Annotated in this window: 9 protein-coding genes; 7 read left to right on the forward strand and 2 right to left on the reverse strand. The window is 53.6% G+C overall.

Annotated elements, in window-relative coordinates:
- Window positions 1–78 precede the first annotated feature (78 nt).
- Entirely contained in the window at window positions 79–1,233 is a 1,155-nt protein-coding gene (locus tag ACVWXW_RS02940; RefSeq protein WP_457402687.1) for an ABC transporter ATP-binding protein, read from the forward strand.
- Window positions 1,227–2,177: an ABC transporter permease gene (locus tag ACVWXW_RS02945; protein WP_457402689.1), complete on the forward strand. Its 951-nt coding sequence runs from the start codon at window positions 1,227–1,229 to the stop codon at window positions 2,175–2,177. The genes ACVWXW_RS02940 and ACVWXW_RS02945 overlap by 7 nt, the downstream gene beginning before the upstream one ends.
- On the opposite strand, the gene ACVWXW_RS02950 is transcribed toward ACVWXW_RS02945, so the two are convergent.
- Window positions 2,160–3,179: an aromatic ring-hydroxylating dioxygenase subunit alpha gene (locus tag ACVWXW_RS02950; RefSeq protein ID WP_457402691.1), complete on the reverse strand. Its 1,020-nt coding sequence runs from the start codon at window positions 3,177–3,179 to the stop codon at window positions 2,160–2,162. The genes ACVWXW_RS02945 and ACVWXW_RS02950 overlap by 18 nt on opposite strands.
- 203 nt (window positions 3,180–3,382) lie before the next feature.
- Between ACVWXW_RS02950 and crtH the strand changes: the two genes are divergently transcribed.
- From crtH to ACVWXW_RS02970, 4 genes are all read left to right on the forward strand, one after another.
- On the forward strand, window positions 3,383–4,939 hold the full coding sequence (gene crtH / locus ACVWXW_RS02955) for a carotenoid isomerase (RefSeq protein WP_457402692.1): 1,557 nt from the start codon (window positions 3,383–3,385) through the stop codon (window positions 4,937–4,939).
- Between the two features lie 564 nt (window positions 4,940–5,503).
- The gene (locus ACVWXW_RS02960; protein ID WP_457402693.1) at window positions 5,504–6,199 is read left to right on the forward strand and encodes a hypothetical protein; all 696 of its coding nucleotides are present in this window, start codon (window positions 5,504–5,506) and stop codon (window positions 6,197–6,199) included.
- A gap of 216 nt (window positions 6,200–6,415) precedes the next feature.
- The gene (locus tag ACVWXW_RS02965) at window positions 6,416–8,548 is read left to right on the forward strand and encodes a glycosyltransferase family protein (RefSeq protein ID WP_457402695.1); all 2,133 of its coding nucleotides are present in this window, start codon (window positions 6,416–6,418) and stop codon (window positions 8,546–8,548) included.
- A 4-nt stretch (window positions 8,549–8,552) separates the two neighbouring features.
- A complete protein-coding gene (locus ACVWXW_RS02970) occupies window positions 8,553–11,240 on the forward strand; it encodes a TylF/MycF/NovP-related O-methyltransferase (protein ID WP_457402697.1) in 2,688 nt (895 codons plus the stop codon).
- A gap of 369 nt (window positions 11,241–11,609) precedes the next feature.
- On the opposite strand, the gene ACVWXW_RS02975 is transcribed toward ACVWXW_RS02970, so the two are convergent.
- Entirely contained in the window at window positions 11,610–12,335 is a 726-nt protein-coding gene (locus ACVWXW_RS02975; protein WP_457402699.1) for a Uma2 family endonuclease, read from the reverse strand.
- A gap of 470 nt (window positions 12,336–12,805) precedes the next feature.
- Here ACVWXW_RS02975 and ACVWXW_RS02980 point away from each other — a divergent pair, with 470 nt between their 5' ends.
- Window positions 12,806–14,944 carry an FkbM family methyltransferase gene (locus ACVWXW_RS02980; protein WP_457402701.1) on the forward strand — a complete coding sequence of 713 codons (2,139 nt, stop codon included), beginning with the start codon at window positions 12,806–12,808 and terminating at the stop codon, window positions 14,942–14,944.
- Window positions 14,945–14,977: the final 33 nt, after the last annotated feature.

The raw sequence follows: 14,977 nt of genomic DNA on the forward strand, positions 1-14,977 counted from the left end.
GCAGGGCTTGGCCTGGAACTTGTGCCCCTGGTGTGGAGGATAACTGCAATTTTCTCGGAGACTTGCATACTGGGTTAGATGGTTTTATCAGCGCTGTCAACTGTGATCGCGGGTGTCATCTCCAGTATTTCTACCCTCCGGGATCCCGACTGGGATGTGGAAGTAACCGGCCTCCACAAGCGTTTTGGCGATTTTGTGGCTCTCAATGGCATTGAGCTGAACATCCGGCGGGGGGAGTTTTTCGGCCTGCTGGGCCCTTCCGGCTGTGGCAAGACCACCCTGCTGCGCATCCTGGCCGGCCTGGAGATGGCCGATGCTGGGGAAGTGGTGATTCGAGGTCGCCCGGTAGGCCACTTGCCCGCCCACAAGCGCAATGTCAACACCGTGTTCCAGAGCTATGCCCTTTTCCCTTTTATGACGGTGGAGGACAACATCGCCTTCGGCCTGCGCATGCGGGGTGTGCGGGGGGAAGCTCTGCGCAAGCGGGTGGCCGCTGCTATGGAATTGGTGGAGATTGCAGCTCTGGCCAAGCGGAAGCCCCATGAGCTGTCGGGGGGACAGCAGCAGCGGGTGGCCTTGGCTCGGGCTTTGGTGAACGAGCCGGAAGTGCTCTTGTTGGATGAGCCGCTGTCGGCGTTGGATGCCAAGTTGCGCAAGCAGCTTCAGGTGCAGTTGTGCGAGTTGCAGCGCCGCCTGGGCATGACCTTTATTTTCGTTACCCACGACCAAGAAGAGGCTTTGGTGACCAGCGACCGGGTGGCGGTGATGCGGGCGGGGCGCATTGAGCAAGTGGGCCTTATCGATGAGGTGTACGAGCGCCCGGCGACGGCCTTCGTAGCCGACTTTTTAGGGGCCAGCAACCTGATCGAGGGGATCGCCTGTGGGACGGACTGTGTGGATACGCCCTTGGGAAAGCTGAAGGTCTTGGGGATCCCGGCCAGCTCGGAACCGGTGCAATTGGCTATTCGCCCGGAAAAGATCCAGCTCTCTCGCAGCGGCTGGGATCTGCTGCCCAACCAGGTGCCGGTGCGGGTGGAAAACCTCATCTACACTGGGGCTGAGAACCAATACCTGTTGCGGACAAACCAAGGTCAGCAGCTCAAGGCCACGGCCCTCAACACCGATATTGAGGATGCAGGGTTTGAGATCGGCGCAGCGCTGGTGGCCCACCTACCCCCGAAAAGCCTAATCCGTTTGCGACCGGATCCCCGTCAGGAGGAGACTGGATGTTGAAGCTGCCATCTCCTGTGGGCAAGTGGATCCCTGGCCAAGCCCAGGTGCGATTTGGGGAGCTGCTCACCCCTTGGCAGGAGTTGGGGCGCAGCCTAATTTTTGCTGGGCCAGGGGTGCTGTGGGTGATGTTTTTTCTGGTGCTGCCGGGGCTGTTGCTGTTGGTGTGCAGCTTTCTCAGCCGTGGGGAGTTTGGCCAGGTTCAACTGCCCCTGACCCTGGAGAACTATCTGCGCATTCTCGGCTTTGGCCCCCTAGGATGGACGCCCATCTACTGGCAGATCTTGGGCCGCAGCCTGCTGGTGGCGGGGGTGACCACCTTTTTTTGCGTGCTGCTGGCCTACCCGTTGGCTTTTTTCATTGCCGCCCACCCACCCCGACAACGGGATCTGTTGCTCACCTTGGTGGTGGTGCCCTTTTGGACGAACCTGGTGATCCGCACCTACGCCTGGATGGTGGTGCTGGCCCCGGAAGGGTGGCCGGCTCGCTTGGCGGCCTGGCTGGGCTGGATCCCACCGCAAACGGCTCTGTATCCCAGTTGGCTGGCGGTTTATCTGGGCATGGTCTACACGTTTTTGCCCTACATGGTCTTGCCCCTGTACACGGCGGTGGAGCGCATCGATTGGCGGCTGGCGGAAGCGGCACGGGATCTCTATGCCAAGGGTTGGCAGGTCTTTTGGTGGGTGCTTCTGCCCCAGACCTTGCCTGGACTGGCGGCGGGCCTCATTCTGGTGGGGATCCCGGCTTTCGGCATGTTCGTAGTGCCGGATCTGTTGGGGGGCAGCAAAACGCTGTTGATCGGGAATGTGATTCAGTTGCAGTTTGGCTCCAGCCTGGACTATCCTTTCGGGGCGGCCCTCAGCTTTTTGGTCACCGGCCTCACCCTGGGGTTGATCTACGCCTACAGCCGCTACGCTGGCACCCGCAGCCTAGAAAATCTGGTTTGAGGAGCTGCTGTGGGCTTTGAGCAGAGCCGCCAATTGCTTGCGCATCAGGATCCCGGGCTTATCGGTGAGCATGTGCTGTTCGGTGCTGAGGGTGAGAGGAACGTCGGGATCCGTGGTCTCCAAAATGGCTTTATCTTCCAAAGTTACAGCCCGGTCAAAGCGGATAACCTCGGCGGCTGGGGTATCGGCTTCGGTGTCGTTGCGCAAACAAAACTGCACCACTTGGGAGGCTCGGTCGTTGATGGGGGTGGGGATGTTGACGATGACATGGCTGCGGCCATTGGGGTAGCGGATGTGAAGGTGGTTGGTGAAGGGCAAATGCCAGGTTGAAGTGGTGGTGCGCTCGGTTTTGGCGGCAGCAATGCCCAGGTTTTTTTGTTGCAGCTCTGGGTTGGCTACACCGAGCACTGTGCGGGTGCGGATCCCGTAGTCCAGCTCCTCGACCTCGAAGTGGCTGGGTACCAAGTCTTCCATACTGCCAAAGGTGTTCTGGTGTACAAAGCTGATGTGGGCGGCATCGAACTCGTTCTCGCAGATGCGCAAGCTGGCACATTCCCAGCGTTCGTAGAACTCGTGGATGAGCCGGTAACTGGAATCCTCGGCTTCTGGGATGACCGGGATCCCCCGTAGAGGCTGGGGATGCAAGCACACCCAAGCATAGCCATAGCGGGCCTGGCAGAGATAGGCGGGAATGCGGTAGCTCTCCGGGATGCGGGACTGATCCGGCAGTTGCGGCACCTTGACACAGGCTCCCGTGCCATCGAACTCCCACCCATGGTAGGGGCAGCGGATATGGTCATCACAGACGATTCCCTTGGACAATTGTGCCGACCGATGACAGCAGCGATCTGCGGCTGCCTGGGGCTGTCCGGCTTTGTCCAGCCAAAGGACGATCCTCTCTCCCAGCAGCTCGAAAGGTTGCGGGGATCCCTGCTCCAATCGGCTGAGGGGCATCACCGGGTACCAAAAGCGCCGAAAGACAGGATGCTGGGTCACCAACATGGCAAAACCATCTGTGTCGTGTGGCCGGATTCTGTATAGCAAATTCGTGAATTCGGTTCCGTAGCCCGCGCCACAATCTCTATTTGGGGATCTTGCAGATCTGGGCAAACTCATTCCCAGGGGAGCTCAACTCATGGGGAAACCCTAGAACCTCTGGTACGGTAAAGATACTGATCTTGCGTTTGAGTTTCCAGAGGGATCCCTTGACCTCAACTTTGCCTTCTCAGACCTTCTTGCAGGCTCTGCACACCCCTTCCCCTGCTTGGGATGCCATCGTCATCGGTGCTGGGATCGGGGGATTGGTCGCGGCCAGCCAGTTGGCTGCCAAAGGATACCGTGTGCTGGTGCTGGAAAAATACCTCATTCCAGGGGGCAGCGCCGGCTATTTTGAGCGTCCGGATCCCTTAGGCAAGGGGAGCTACCGCTTCGACGTGGGCGCTTCCATGATCTTTGGGTTGGGCACCCAAGGCACCGCTAACTTGCTGACACGGGCTTTGGCAGCGGTGGGCCAATCCCTGGAGTCCATCCCCGATCCGGTGCAGATTGCCTACCACCTGCCCAAGGGGCTGAATCCCCGAGTACACCGGGATTACGAGCAGTTTTTGCAGGAGCTATCCGGCTACTTTCCCCGGGAAGCCGCCGGCATTCGCCGGTTCTACGATAGCCTGTGGCCCATCTTCAACAGCCTCAACGCCATGGAGCTGCTCTCGTTGGAGGAGTGGGGCTATCTATTTCGTTCTTTTGTGAGCAATCCCCTCGGCTGCCTGACCTTGGCGCGCTATTTGCCGGTGAATGTGGGCCAGGTAGCGCGGCGCTGTCTGCGGGATCCGGATTTGCTGCGCTTTGTGGATATGGAGTGCTACTGCTGGTCGGTGGTGCCGGCGGATCGCACGCCCATCATCAATGCCGGGATGGTGTTTTGTGACCGACACTACGGCGGTATTAACTATCCCAAAGGGGGGGTGGGGCAGATCGCCCAAAAGTTGGCCCAGGGGCTAGAGGCCCATGGCGGGCAGATCCGCTACAAAGCACCCGTGCGGCGGATCCTGGAAGAAAGAGGTCGGGCGGTGGGTGTAGAGCTGGCCAGCGGGGAAAAGCTCTTTGCCCGCACGATCATTTCCAATGCCACCCGCTGGGACACCTTTGAGCGCCTATGGCCGGGATCCCTGCCCACGGCAGAGCGGCAGTGGCAAAAACGCTACCAACAATCCCCCAGCTTCTTGAGCTTGCACCTGGGGGTGCGGGCCGAGGCCCTGGCCGGCGAATGCCATTGTCACCACATTCTCCTGGAAGACTGGGATCAGATGGAGGCTGAGCAGGGCACCCTTTTTGTCTCCGTCCCCACCCTGTTGGATCCCGACCTGGCTCCCCCGGGCCGCCACATTGTTCATGCCTTTACCCCCAGTTGGATGTCCACCTGGCAAGGGTTGAACCCAAGCCAGTACCAGATCCAAAAACAGCAAGCCGCCGACCGCCTCATCCGCCGCCTGGAGGCCCTTTGGCCCCAACTGGGATCCCACATTGAACTGAAGGAGATAGGCACCCCCCGCACCCACCGCCGCTTTTTGAGCCGCAGCAACGGCACCTATGGGCCTATCCCCAGCCGGGATCCCTGGGGCTTGCTGGGCATGCCTTTCAATCGCACCGCCATCCCCAACCTATACTGCGTGGGGGATAGCACATTCCCCGGCCAAGGGCTCAATGCCGTTGCCTTCTCCGGCTTTGCCTGCGCCCACCGGGTGGCAGCGGATTTGGTTTAGGTTGCCCTTATCCTTGCTACTCCCTTCTCCCTCTGGGAGAGGGGCAGGGGATGAGGGTTGAGCGGCGCAGAGGGTTTGGGAGGCAGTTGATGGTCAATTCAAACAACAATGAGACGCTAGCCAGTAAGATAGCGTCCGTTCCCGAAAGCAGGCTGTAGGCCTTTGAATCAGGACATTGTCCAGAATCAACACAGATGTCCTCTTCAAACTCGGTATTCAGTATCTGATACATTTACGCTGAACACTGCTGAACATCACTGTTCAACTATGCAGCGATAGCATTCTGTTTGTTTCCAAACAGAATGGCGGTATCCCGCAAAGCTTTGAGTAGAATACCCAAAGCGCAGTTTCCGTGTCGTCTTACTACCAATTTTCTGCTTTGGCTACCATGTTGGCAGACTCGAAAGTAAACAGAAAGATCAACTGGTAGTAATCCGTACTGAACATATTATACATTATTTTCAGTATAGTTGAGCTTATTATTGACTAGAGTCATGCTCTCCAGCCACCCCTCAAATCCTTATTGGCTATAGTTGCGGCTGTCCGGAAGTGATAGCAGCAGACTTGCTGGACCTGCCGCGGCTGGAGCTGTATGTGGAAGAGGAGTTTGGGGATCCCTGTGCCCTGCTGCAGCAGAAGGGAGTGCCGGAGCGAATTCACGAGGTGAGAGGGGAGCCAGCCAGTTGGCCTAGTTTTGATGCTGTGGTGTGCACAGCTGAGGACTTGCAGCGGCTGGGGCGGTTTGTGAGGGCTAACTTTGCTTTTGTCTTGGCAGAGGACCACCAACTTCTTTTGGCCAATGCCAGTAAGTTAATGGAAGCAGTGTTGACTGGCTTTGACTTTGGCAAACTCAGGTTTTCGGTAAAGCTCTACCCAGACACCGTTTTTTACGAGAGGACGTATCTTAACTTTCCTGTGTTTCTGTCTAGTCAGGTGCAGACGGTTATCGACATCGGAGCTGGGGTAGGCCTTGGTAGCGTTTGTTTTCGGGGTTTCTGCCCTGAGGCGGCCATTCATTGTTTTGAGGTGGATCCCTTGGCCTTGCACCTGCTGCAGCAGAATGCTTTGTGCATCCAGTGGGGCTGGCGGGGCAGAATAGCTGCAGAACTTGTCGGCTCTGGCCGGAGGATCCTCAAGCGAAGTGGGGAGTGGAGCAGCCGCTCCCTTTCCGGGAAGCCAGGGCAGCTCTCAAGGAGCTGGGTCTGGAGTTCATCGATGTGCTCAGGGTGGCTACAGGTGGAGAGGAGGTGGAGGTGTTGACCAGCTTGCAAGAGCAGCTCGAAGATATCAAGGTCATCTATGTGGAGTTTTGCTCAGAACAAGACCGCAAACAGATTGATCATAGGTATAATCAGCACTTGGCTCCTGACTTTGTCATTATGGATGCACGTAGGGCAGGATAGTGCAAAACTAGCCCTCTTTGTAGCCTGGGCAGAAGCTACACTTTGTCAGCAGCACTGATTAGAAGGACGAGCTATGGAAAATTCCAACAAAGAAACTCTGCAACCGCGAGTTCTCCTGAGCTGGCCAATTCCGCCAGACTACATCCCACCGCCGCAGCTTTCAGATCGGCAAGTAACTGTCTGTCCCAAAAAAAGAGTGGGGGGCTGTGGACTAGGCTATGTCAACCGTCGTGAAGGCTTGGTGGAGTGTCCGGAAGGAGATTATGACCCCTATGACTTTGTCCAGCAGTCTGAGCAGATTGTGGATAAAGAGTTTGACTTGGTGATTGTACGAGCTGCCAGCTGCGAATACAGCAACCCCTTCAACACGAAAAAATTTGGCTGTCCAACCGTCTTACTAGCCGGAGATACGCATCAGTGGCACTTCCCCATCAAACATCTTTTGACCTACTGGGCCGTTGAAGCCTTTGATTATGTTGTTACTGATTACAACCGCCAGCACCTGCACTGGTTTGCCGCGGCGGGCGCGGAAAACCTGGCCTGGCTACCTCTCATCTCCATGCATACGGTTGTCCACAAGTGGGTAGAAGCAAGAGAAAGCCAAGTTGTCTTTATTGGCCATCAGGGATCCGACCATCCCAGACGTTCCCGTCTGGTCGAAGCCATAAAGAGGGCACACTTGCCCATTCTTGCCAAAACTGCCAACCGTCAAGAGGCAGCCCGCCTATTTGCCGAATCGCTGATTTCGTTTAACTGCAGCCTGAATGGGGATCTGAACCTTAGGAACCTGGAAGTGATTTCTGCGGGTGGCTTTCTGCTTACTGACCAGCTCTCCTTCGCCTCAGGATTGGACGAACTTTTGGCGACCGGCACCTACTGCGACACCTACAACTCCGAAGCCCAACTCCTGGAGAAAATCCGCTACTACCTAGACCATCCCCAGGAGGCCATTCAAATTGCCCGCCGCGCTTACCACACCTTTGATGAAAAGTGGCATCCCCGCCACCGCATTCAGAACCTGCTGGACTGGGTGTTTGGGGGAGAGCTGCCGGAGCCCTTTCGTTACTCGCCCCGCTCTGATGTGCGCTACTTTGTCAGCACGGCCAGCTCTGCCTGGATAGACACACGACTAGGAATCTACGAGCCCATCCAAGATCTGCATCGAGTGCAAGAGCGGCTGCAGGTGCTGGTTAGCCAAGGTTGTCCGGAAGTGATAGCAGCAGACTTGCTGGACCTGCCGCGGCTGGAGCTGTATGTGGAAGAGGAGTTTGGGGATCCCTGTGCCCTGCTGCAGCAGAAGGGAGTGCCCGAGCGAATTCACGAGGTGAGAGGGGAGCCAGCCAGTTGGCCTAGTTTTGATGCTGTGGTGTGCACAGCTGAGGACTTGCAGCGGCTGGGGCGGTCTGTGAGGGCTAACTTTGCTTTTGTCTTGGCAGAGGACCACCAACTTCTTTTGGCCAATGCCAGTAAGTTAATGGAAGCAGTGTTGACTGGCTTTGACTTTGGCAAACTCAGGTTTTCGGTAAAGCTCTACCCAGACACCGTTTTTTACGAGAGGACGTATCTTAACTTTCCTGTGTTTCTGTCTAGTCAGGTGCAGACGGTTATCGACATCGGAGCTGGGGTAGGCCTTGGTAGCGTTTGTTTTCGGGGTTTCTGCCCTGAGGCGGCCATTCATTGTTTTGAGGTGGATCCCCTAGCTCTACACCTGCTGCGGCAGAATATTCTCAGCTTGGGCAACTGCTTTGTGCATTCGGTAGCTCTACGCCTGCTGCGGCAGAATATTCTCAGCTTGGGCAACTGCTTTGTGCATTCGGTGGGGCTGGCGGGGCAGAATAGCTGCAGAACCCGTCGCCTCTGGCCGGAGGATCCTCAGGCCGAGTGGGGAGTGGAGCAGCCGCTCCCTTTCCGGGAAGCCGGGGCAGCTCTCAAGGAGCTGGGTCTGGAGTTCATCGATGTGCTCAGGGTGGCTACAGGTGGAGATGAGGTGGAGGTGTTGACCAGCTTGCAAGAGCAGCTCAAAGACATCAAGGTGATTTACGTGGAGTTTACTTCTGAGCAAGACCGCAAACAGATTGATCAGATGTTGGACCCTACCCATCTCCTCTGGCAGGGAGAAGTTGTAGCAGGCCAAAGAGGAGTCCTTTGCTATCTAAGCAGGGCTTGCTTTGTCGACAACAATTCAAGCCTTGGAGGAGAGACTTAAGGTTATGAACTCAACCATTATCGTTACGGCTGCTGACAGCAAGTTTTTTGAATTGGTTCAGGGGACTATTCTCTCCATCCGAGAGAAACCTCAGGGGCACTCTGTAGATATTGGATTCTTGGATGTAGGCTGTACACCGGAGCAGTTGCAATGGATAGGTCAGTACGTTGACCACATCGTTGAGCCAGGTTGGAACTATGATATTCCCGACATTGATAGACAACCCAAGTATCTCAAGGCACTAGTTTCTAGGCCTTTCCTTCCTGAATACTTTCCAGGCTATGAAGTTTATATTTGGATTGATGCAGATGCTTGGGTGCAAGATTGGTCTGCAATTTATCTTCTTGCTTTGGGAGCAAAAAGAAAGGGCTTTGCAATAGTCCCGGGGTTATTTGCTAAACACAGCACCAAATCCGTGAGACACGCTTGGATAACTTTGCAATATAGTCGCTACTTTCACTACACGGATTTTGCTGGTTTAGAGATAGAGCCTTTGCTGAATGCCGGTGTGTTTTCTGGTGCCAGACAGTCTATTCATTGGTCAATATGGGGCAAAAGATTAGGTCAAGCTATTTCTAAGCGCCTTGATTTGTTGACAGACCAGTTTGCTCTAAACGTGGCTATTTATAGAGATATAGGTCTGGATAGAGTTGAACTTTTGCCATTAAATTGCAACTGGCTAGCCCATTGGGAGATGCCCCAATGGGATTTGCAAAGGAAGATTTGGGTGGATCCTTTTCCACCTCACAATCCAGTAGGAATCATACATCTTGTAGCCGACGTTAAGGTGAGACCAACTCATATTGCGCTTACAACTGAAGGTTTTAAGATTGAAGCTAGCTTGCGGTATGCAGGCATCATCTCCACTCCGGTCAAGAGGTACGACTACGTATCGCCTAACCAGATTAGAATACATCTTGACCATAGCTTTCCTTCAATGATTGCGGCCGAGCCAAGCTCTCACCCCTGGCCTTATCTACGGAAAGAAGTTCCTCACCTTTGGCATACGGATCTACGTCAACCTACCATCGGCTTTGTTAGTCGGGACGAGGCACACATTCTGTACAATACTGCGCTAAAGTTTCGAGGAAAATCTGCTCTGGAGATCGGCTGTTGGTTGGGCTGGTCAACCGCTCACTTGGCAGCAGGAGGAGTTGCCCTTGATGTGGTGGACCCTGCTCTGGCTGATCCTCAAGTCTATGCAAGCGTTGATCAGTCTCTCCGCTCAGCTGGAGTCCGCTCCAACGTCAGCCTCTACCCTGGCTACAGCCCAGGGAAGGTGGAGGAGATTGCCCAGCAAGAGGATTGTCGCTGGTCTCTGATTTTCATCGATGGGAATCATGACTCACCAGCCCCCTTGCAGGATGCTCAAGTGGCAGAGCGCTATGCTGCTGAGGATGCCTTGATTCTGTTTCATGATCTAGCCTCGCCGGATGTGGCTGAAGGTTTGAATTACTTGAGAGACAGGGGCTGGAACACGATGATTTACCAGACCATGCAAATTATGGGAGTGGCTTGGCGAGGCAATGTTAAGCCTGTTGAGCACATTCCAGACCCTGCTGTCAATTGGACTCTGCCAGAGCACCTCAAGGACTATCCGGTCTGTAACCTTGAGTTGTCTAGGGTGCTAGAGAAAGTTAAATCTTTTACCTTGCTGAGCTTTGAGCGTCTTTGGAGCCTTTATTCACTGGCTAAGCAGGTTTGTGAAGAAGACATTCCTGGGAACTTTGTAGAATGTGGTGTTTGCAGGGGTGGAAGCTCAGCTTTGCTGGCCTGGGTGATTAAGAACTACAGCCGTCGACCTCGCAAGCTATATGCTTTCGATACCTTCTCAGGTATGCCTGATCCAACAGAGGTGGATCGAGATTATCGAGGAGTTGCTGCCAACGATACGGGTTTTGGATCCGGTGCTTTAGCGGCACCCATTTCGGAGAACTTAGAGGTGATTGCCAGGGAACTAGGGGTCTGGGATCTCATTGTCCCCGTGCCGGGGCTGTTTGCCGACACCTTGCCTACCTATCGAGAGCAAGTGAGCGAGGTTGCTCTGCTGCATGCAGATGCTGACTGGTATCAGTCAACGATGGATATTTTGCGTCATCTCTATCATCAAGTTCATCCCAGAGGGTTTATCCAGGTCGATGACTATCAACACTGGCAAGGATGCGCAAAGGCTGTCCATGACTTTGAGCAGGAAGTTGGAGTTTTCTTTCGACTGCACAGTGTAGCTGAGCCCTATGGTTGGAAGATCGATAGCTTAGAGCTGCAAGAATGGCCTAGTCCCGCGTGGTTAAGTCCTTCAGAAAACCTGGTAGTGATTAGAGTTAGAGATAGCATAACAGAAACCTCCAAACCACAAGGGATCCGCCTGAGCAAGATCAACGTGGGCCTTTTCCCCTACTGGCAAATGGAGACAGAGCAGCTTATCCAAGAATTGGAGAGCTTGCTGGAGCCAATTCTGCGCAGTCCTCAGCCAGAAGACTATGCTCTGATCTTCCTAGGGGATCCGGATCCGCAACTGGCCAATCAAACTCTGGAGATAGCTGCAGGCAACATAGCTCTCAGGCTCATGGAAGAGGGGTTAGAGCTCAGTAGAGAGCCGTTCTGTTCAGTGGTAGCTGGCTTGAACCCCTATCAATGGGAGAGCATGACTCTAGTCAATAATAAGCTCAACTATGCTGAAAATAATGTATAATATGTTCAGTACGGATTACTACCAGTTGATCTTTCTGTTTACTTTCGAGTCTGCCAACATGGTAGCCAAAGCAAAGCAGAAAATTGGTAGTAAGACGACACGGAAACTGCGCTTTGGGTATTCTACTCAAAGCTTTGCGGGATACCGCCATTCTGTTTGGAAACAAACAGAATGCTGTCGCTGCATAGTTGAACAGTGATGTTCAGCAGTGTTCAGCGTAAATGTATCAGACTTATTCCCCAACTCAACTATCGCTATCCCTTGAAGCGGGAGCGCTTTCCCAAGGGATTACGGCCTGCTATTCAAAAGCTACCTGTGTTGCTGTTGGCCTCCTAGGGATCCATCTGTTGTCTTGAGTTACTTGGCTGTCTACAGGGCGTCTGGATCTACCCCTAGCTCTCGTAGCTTCCGGGCCAGGCGCCCTGCCCGTTGTTCGGCCTGCTCAGCCCTTTGCCGCTCCAGTTCGGCCTCGGTGGGTACCAGTTCCCCAGCAGCAGTGGCCCAGCGAATCCAGGTGGCCTCGATGTCCCGAAACCTGCCCTCCCACTTCACTAGGCACAATCCCAAAACCTCGCTCGGCAAGCAACCCTCGGCATCCTCTTGAATTGGCTCATAGCGGCCGCCCCTCAGCCGAAACCCTGCCCAGTCCTCTGGCTCAAACGGGTCAAACCAAAAGTACTCCGGCACCCGGATAATCTGCTCATAAAGTTGCTTTTTGCTTGTTTTATCCTCCTGGGCAGTGCTGGGAGAAAGAAGCTCAATCACCACGTCCGGCCCTTTGCCCTGCTCCCAAATCACCCAGCTTTTGCGCTCGCCTTTAGGCACGCCCAACACCACAAAATAATCCGGCCCTTTGAAATTGCGGCCGCTGGTCTGCTCCAAGCTGTAGTAGAGAAACATATTGCCACCGACAAAGCCATCAGGGCGCTGCTGCAACCAGGTTTGGGTAGTGGAGATGAGCAAGTCCATCTGGCACCTGTGCCGCCAGCTTTCCATAGGTTCGCTGTCGTCGTAGGGGAGCTCGTCTTGGGTGGGGGGCAACTCGGGTAGATAAACCGGATCCAGCACCTCAGTAATTGGGTTCGGGTTAGTCATTGCCAGTTCTCCTCTCTTTACCCTTACAAGGTATCGGGATCCACCCCCAGCTCCCGCAGCTTCTGGGCCAGGCGCTCTGCTCGCTGTCGCTCTTGCTCAGCCCTTTGCCGCTCCAGTTCGGCCTCGGTGGGCACCAATTCCCCAGAAGCAGTGGCCCAGCAAACCCACGCGGCCTCAATGTCTGGAAACCTTCCCCCATCTCATTGTTGCCAGCAAAGCAGCTGGGGCGCTGCTGCGACCAGGCTTGGGTAACGCAGATGAGTGAGTCCATTTGGCACTTGCGCTGCCAGCTTTCCGCGAATGCACCGTCTAACTTGGTAGGTGTGTAGGTATAATCAGCAATAATCAGCACTTGACTCCTGACTTTGTCATTATGGATGCACGTAGGGCAGGATAGTGCAAAACTAGCCCTCTTTGTAGCCTGGGCAGAAGCTACACTTTGTCAGCAGCACTGATTAGAAGGACGAGCTATGGAAAATTCCAACAAAGAAACTCTGCAACCGCGAGTTCTCCTGAGCTGGCCAATTCCGCCAGACTACGTCCCACCGCCGCAGTTTTCAGATCGGCAAGTAACTGTCTGTCCCAAAGAAAAAGTGAGGGGCTATGGACTAGGCTATGTCAACCGTCGTGAAGGCTTGGTGGAGTGTCCGGAAGGAGATTATGACCTCTATGACTTTGTCCAGCAGTCTGAGCAGATTGTGGATAAAGAGTTTGACTTGGTGATTGTACGAGCTGCCAGCTGCGAATACAGCAACCCCTTCAACACGAAAAAATTTGGCTGTCCAACCGTCTTACTAGCCGGAACCACGCATCATCGCCACTTCCCCATCGAACATCTTTTGGCCTACTGGGCCGTTGAAGCCTTTGATTATGTTGTTACTGCTCACAACCGCCAGCACCTGCACTGGTTTGCCGCGGCGGGTGCGGAAAACCTGGCCTGGCTACCTCTCATCTCCATGCATACGGTTGTCCACAAGTGGGTAGAAGCAAGAGAAAGCCAAGTTGTCTTTATTGGCCATCAGGAATCCGAGCATCCCAGACGTTCCCGTCTGGTCGAAGCCATAAAGAGGGCACACTTGCCCATTCTTGCCAAAACTGCCAACCGTCAAGAGGCAGCCCGCCTATTTGCCGAATCGCTGATTTCGTTTAACTGCAGCCTGAATGGGGATCTGAACTTTAGGAACCTGGAAGTGATTTCTGCGGGTGGCTTTTTGCTGACAGACAAGCTCTCCTTTGCATCCGGCTTTGATGAGTATCTGAGCCCCGGCTTATACTGCGACGTCTATAGTTCTGAGCTGGAGCTAGTTGAGAAAATCAAGTTTTACCTAGAAAATCCAGGGCTGGCTCTAGAGATAGCTAAAAGAGCTTATGAAAAGTTTCTTGTGGACTGGCATCCCAAGCATCGGATAGCCGATCTGATGAATTGGGTTTTCAAGGGAGAGCTACCCAACTTTTACGCAGCTAAGTCCGATCCCAGATTTTTCATTAGCACTGCCTACAGAGATCTTGTCAATACACGCCTTGCTATCTACGAACCTGTTCAGGAGTTACACCGTGTAGAGGAGCAACTTAAGGTACTGGTTAGCAAAGACTGCCCAGTAGCAGTTGTGGCAGATCTCCTGGATCTGCCGAGACTAGAAGTCTATGTTGAGGCCGGGTTCCCAGTGTCTGAGCTTCCCAAGGACGAGAGGGTCGTTTCCAGAGTACATGTCTGGGAGGAAGAGTCCAGCCACTTAGGTACTGCGACTTGGGATGTTCTGATTGCCAGATCCAACAGCCATCTTACTTCTCGACTCCTGCCCTACTCAAAATTTGTTTTTGTCCTTGATGAACAAAATCAATTGGTGTTCTCGAACGCAACAAAGTTAGCGAGCGTTGAAAGATTTTCCTTGGGCGCGACTAGAGCGGATGGATCTTCTTGGACACCACGTCTCAATTTTTATAAGGAGGAAGAAGGCGCAGCGCTATTCACGATTGACGAAATCTTTAGTAAGCAGTCATATCCTTTTTTAAACTTCGTCGATGGCGTATCAATAATTGTTGATGTAGGAGCAAACATAGGCATCGCAAGCGCCTACTTTCGAATGCTTTATCCAAATGCTACTATTCTTTGCTTCGAGCCTGACCCTGTAGCTCTTCACTTGCTGAAGCTAAACAGCCTAGTTATAGGCGGCTGCACTGTATACCCTTTTGGGCTGTACAGTGATGATATCACCAAGACTTTCTACAGTAGTCTTGTAACGGCCTGTTATAGTTCGATACACAAGAACCAATATGCTGACTTTCCAAGAGTTGTACAGCTTGTAAAGGCAAGCTCATTCCTAGGCTCATTTCTAAAGAGTGTTGGCGCTTACAACATCGATATTCTCAAGATAGATACTGAAGGTAGTGAGACCCAAATATTAAAGGATTTGTTCGAAATTCTAGTCGACATTAAGATAATATACCTAGAGTTTCACTCTGAAGAAGATAGACGATTAATAGACCAGATCCTATGCCCTACCCATGTTTTGTACAAGGGAAACATAGTTCACACACATCTAGGTACTCTTTGCTACTTGAGTAGAAGGTATATCCTTCATGACGTTTCACGAGAACCTCTTCGGTAAAAAGTTCTCCCAGTCAGCAGCTAAGGCCACTGG

The organism is Thermostichus sp. MS-CIW-30 (genome assembly GCF_054058015.1).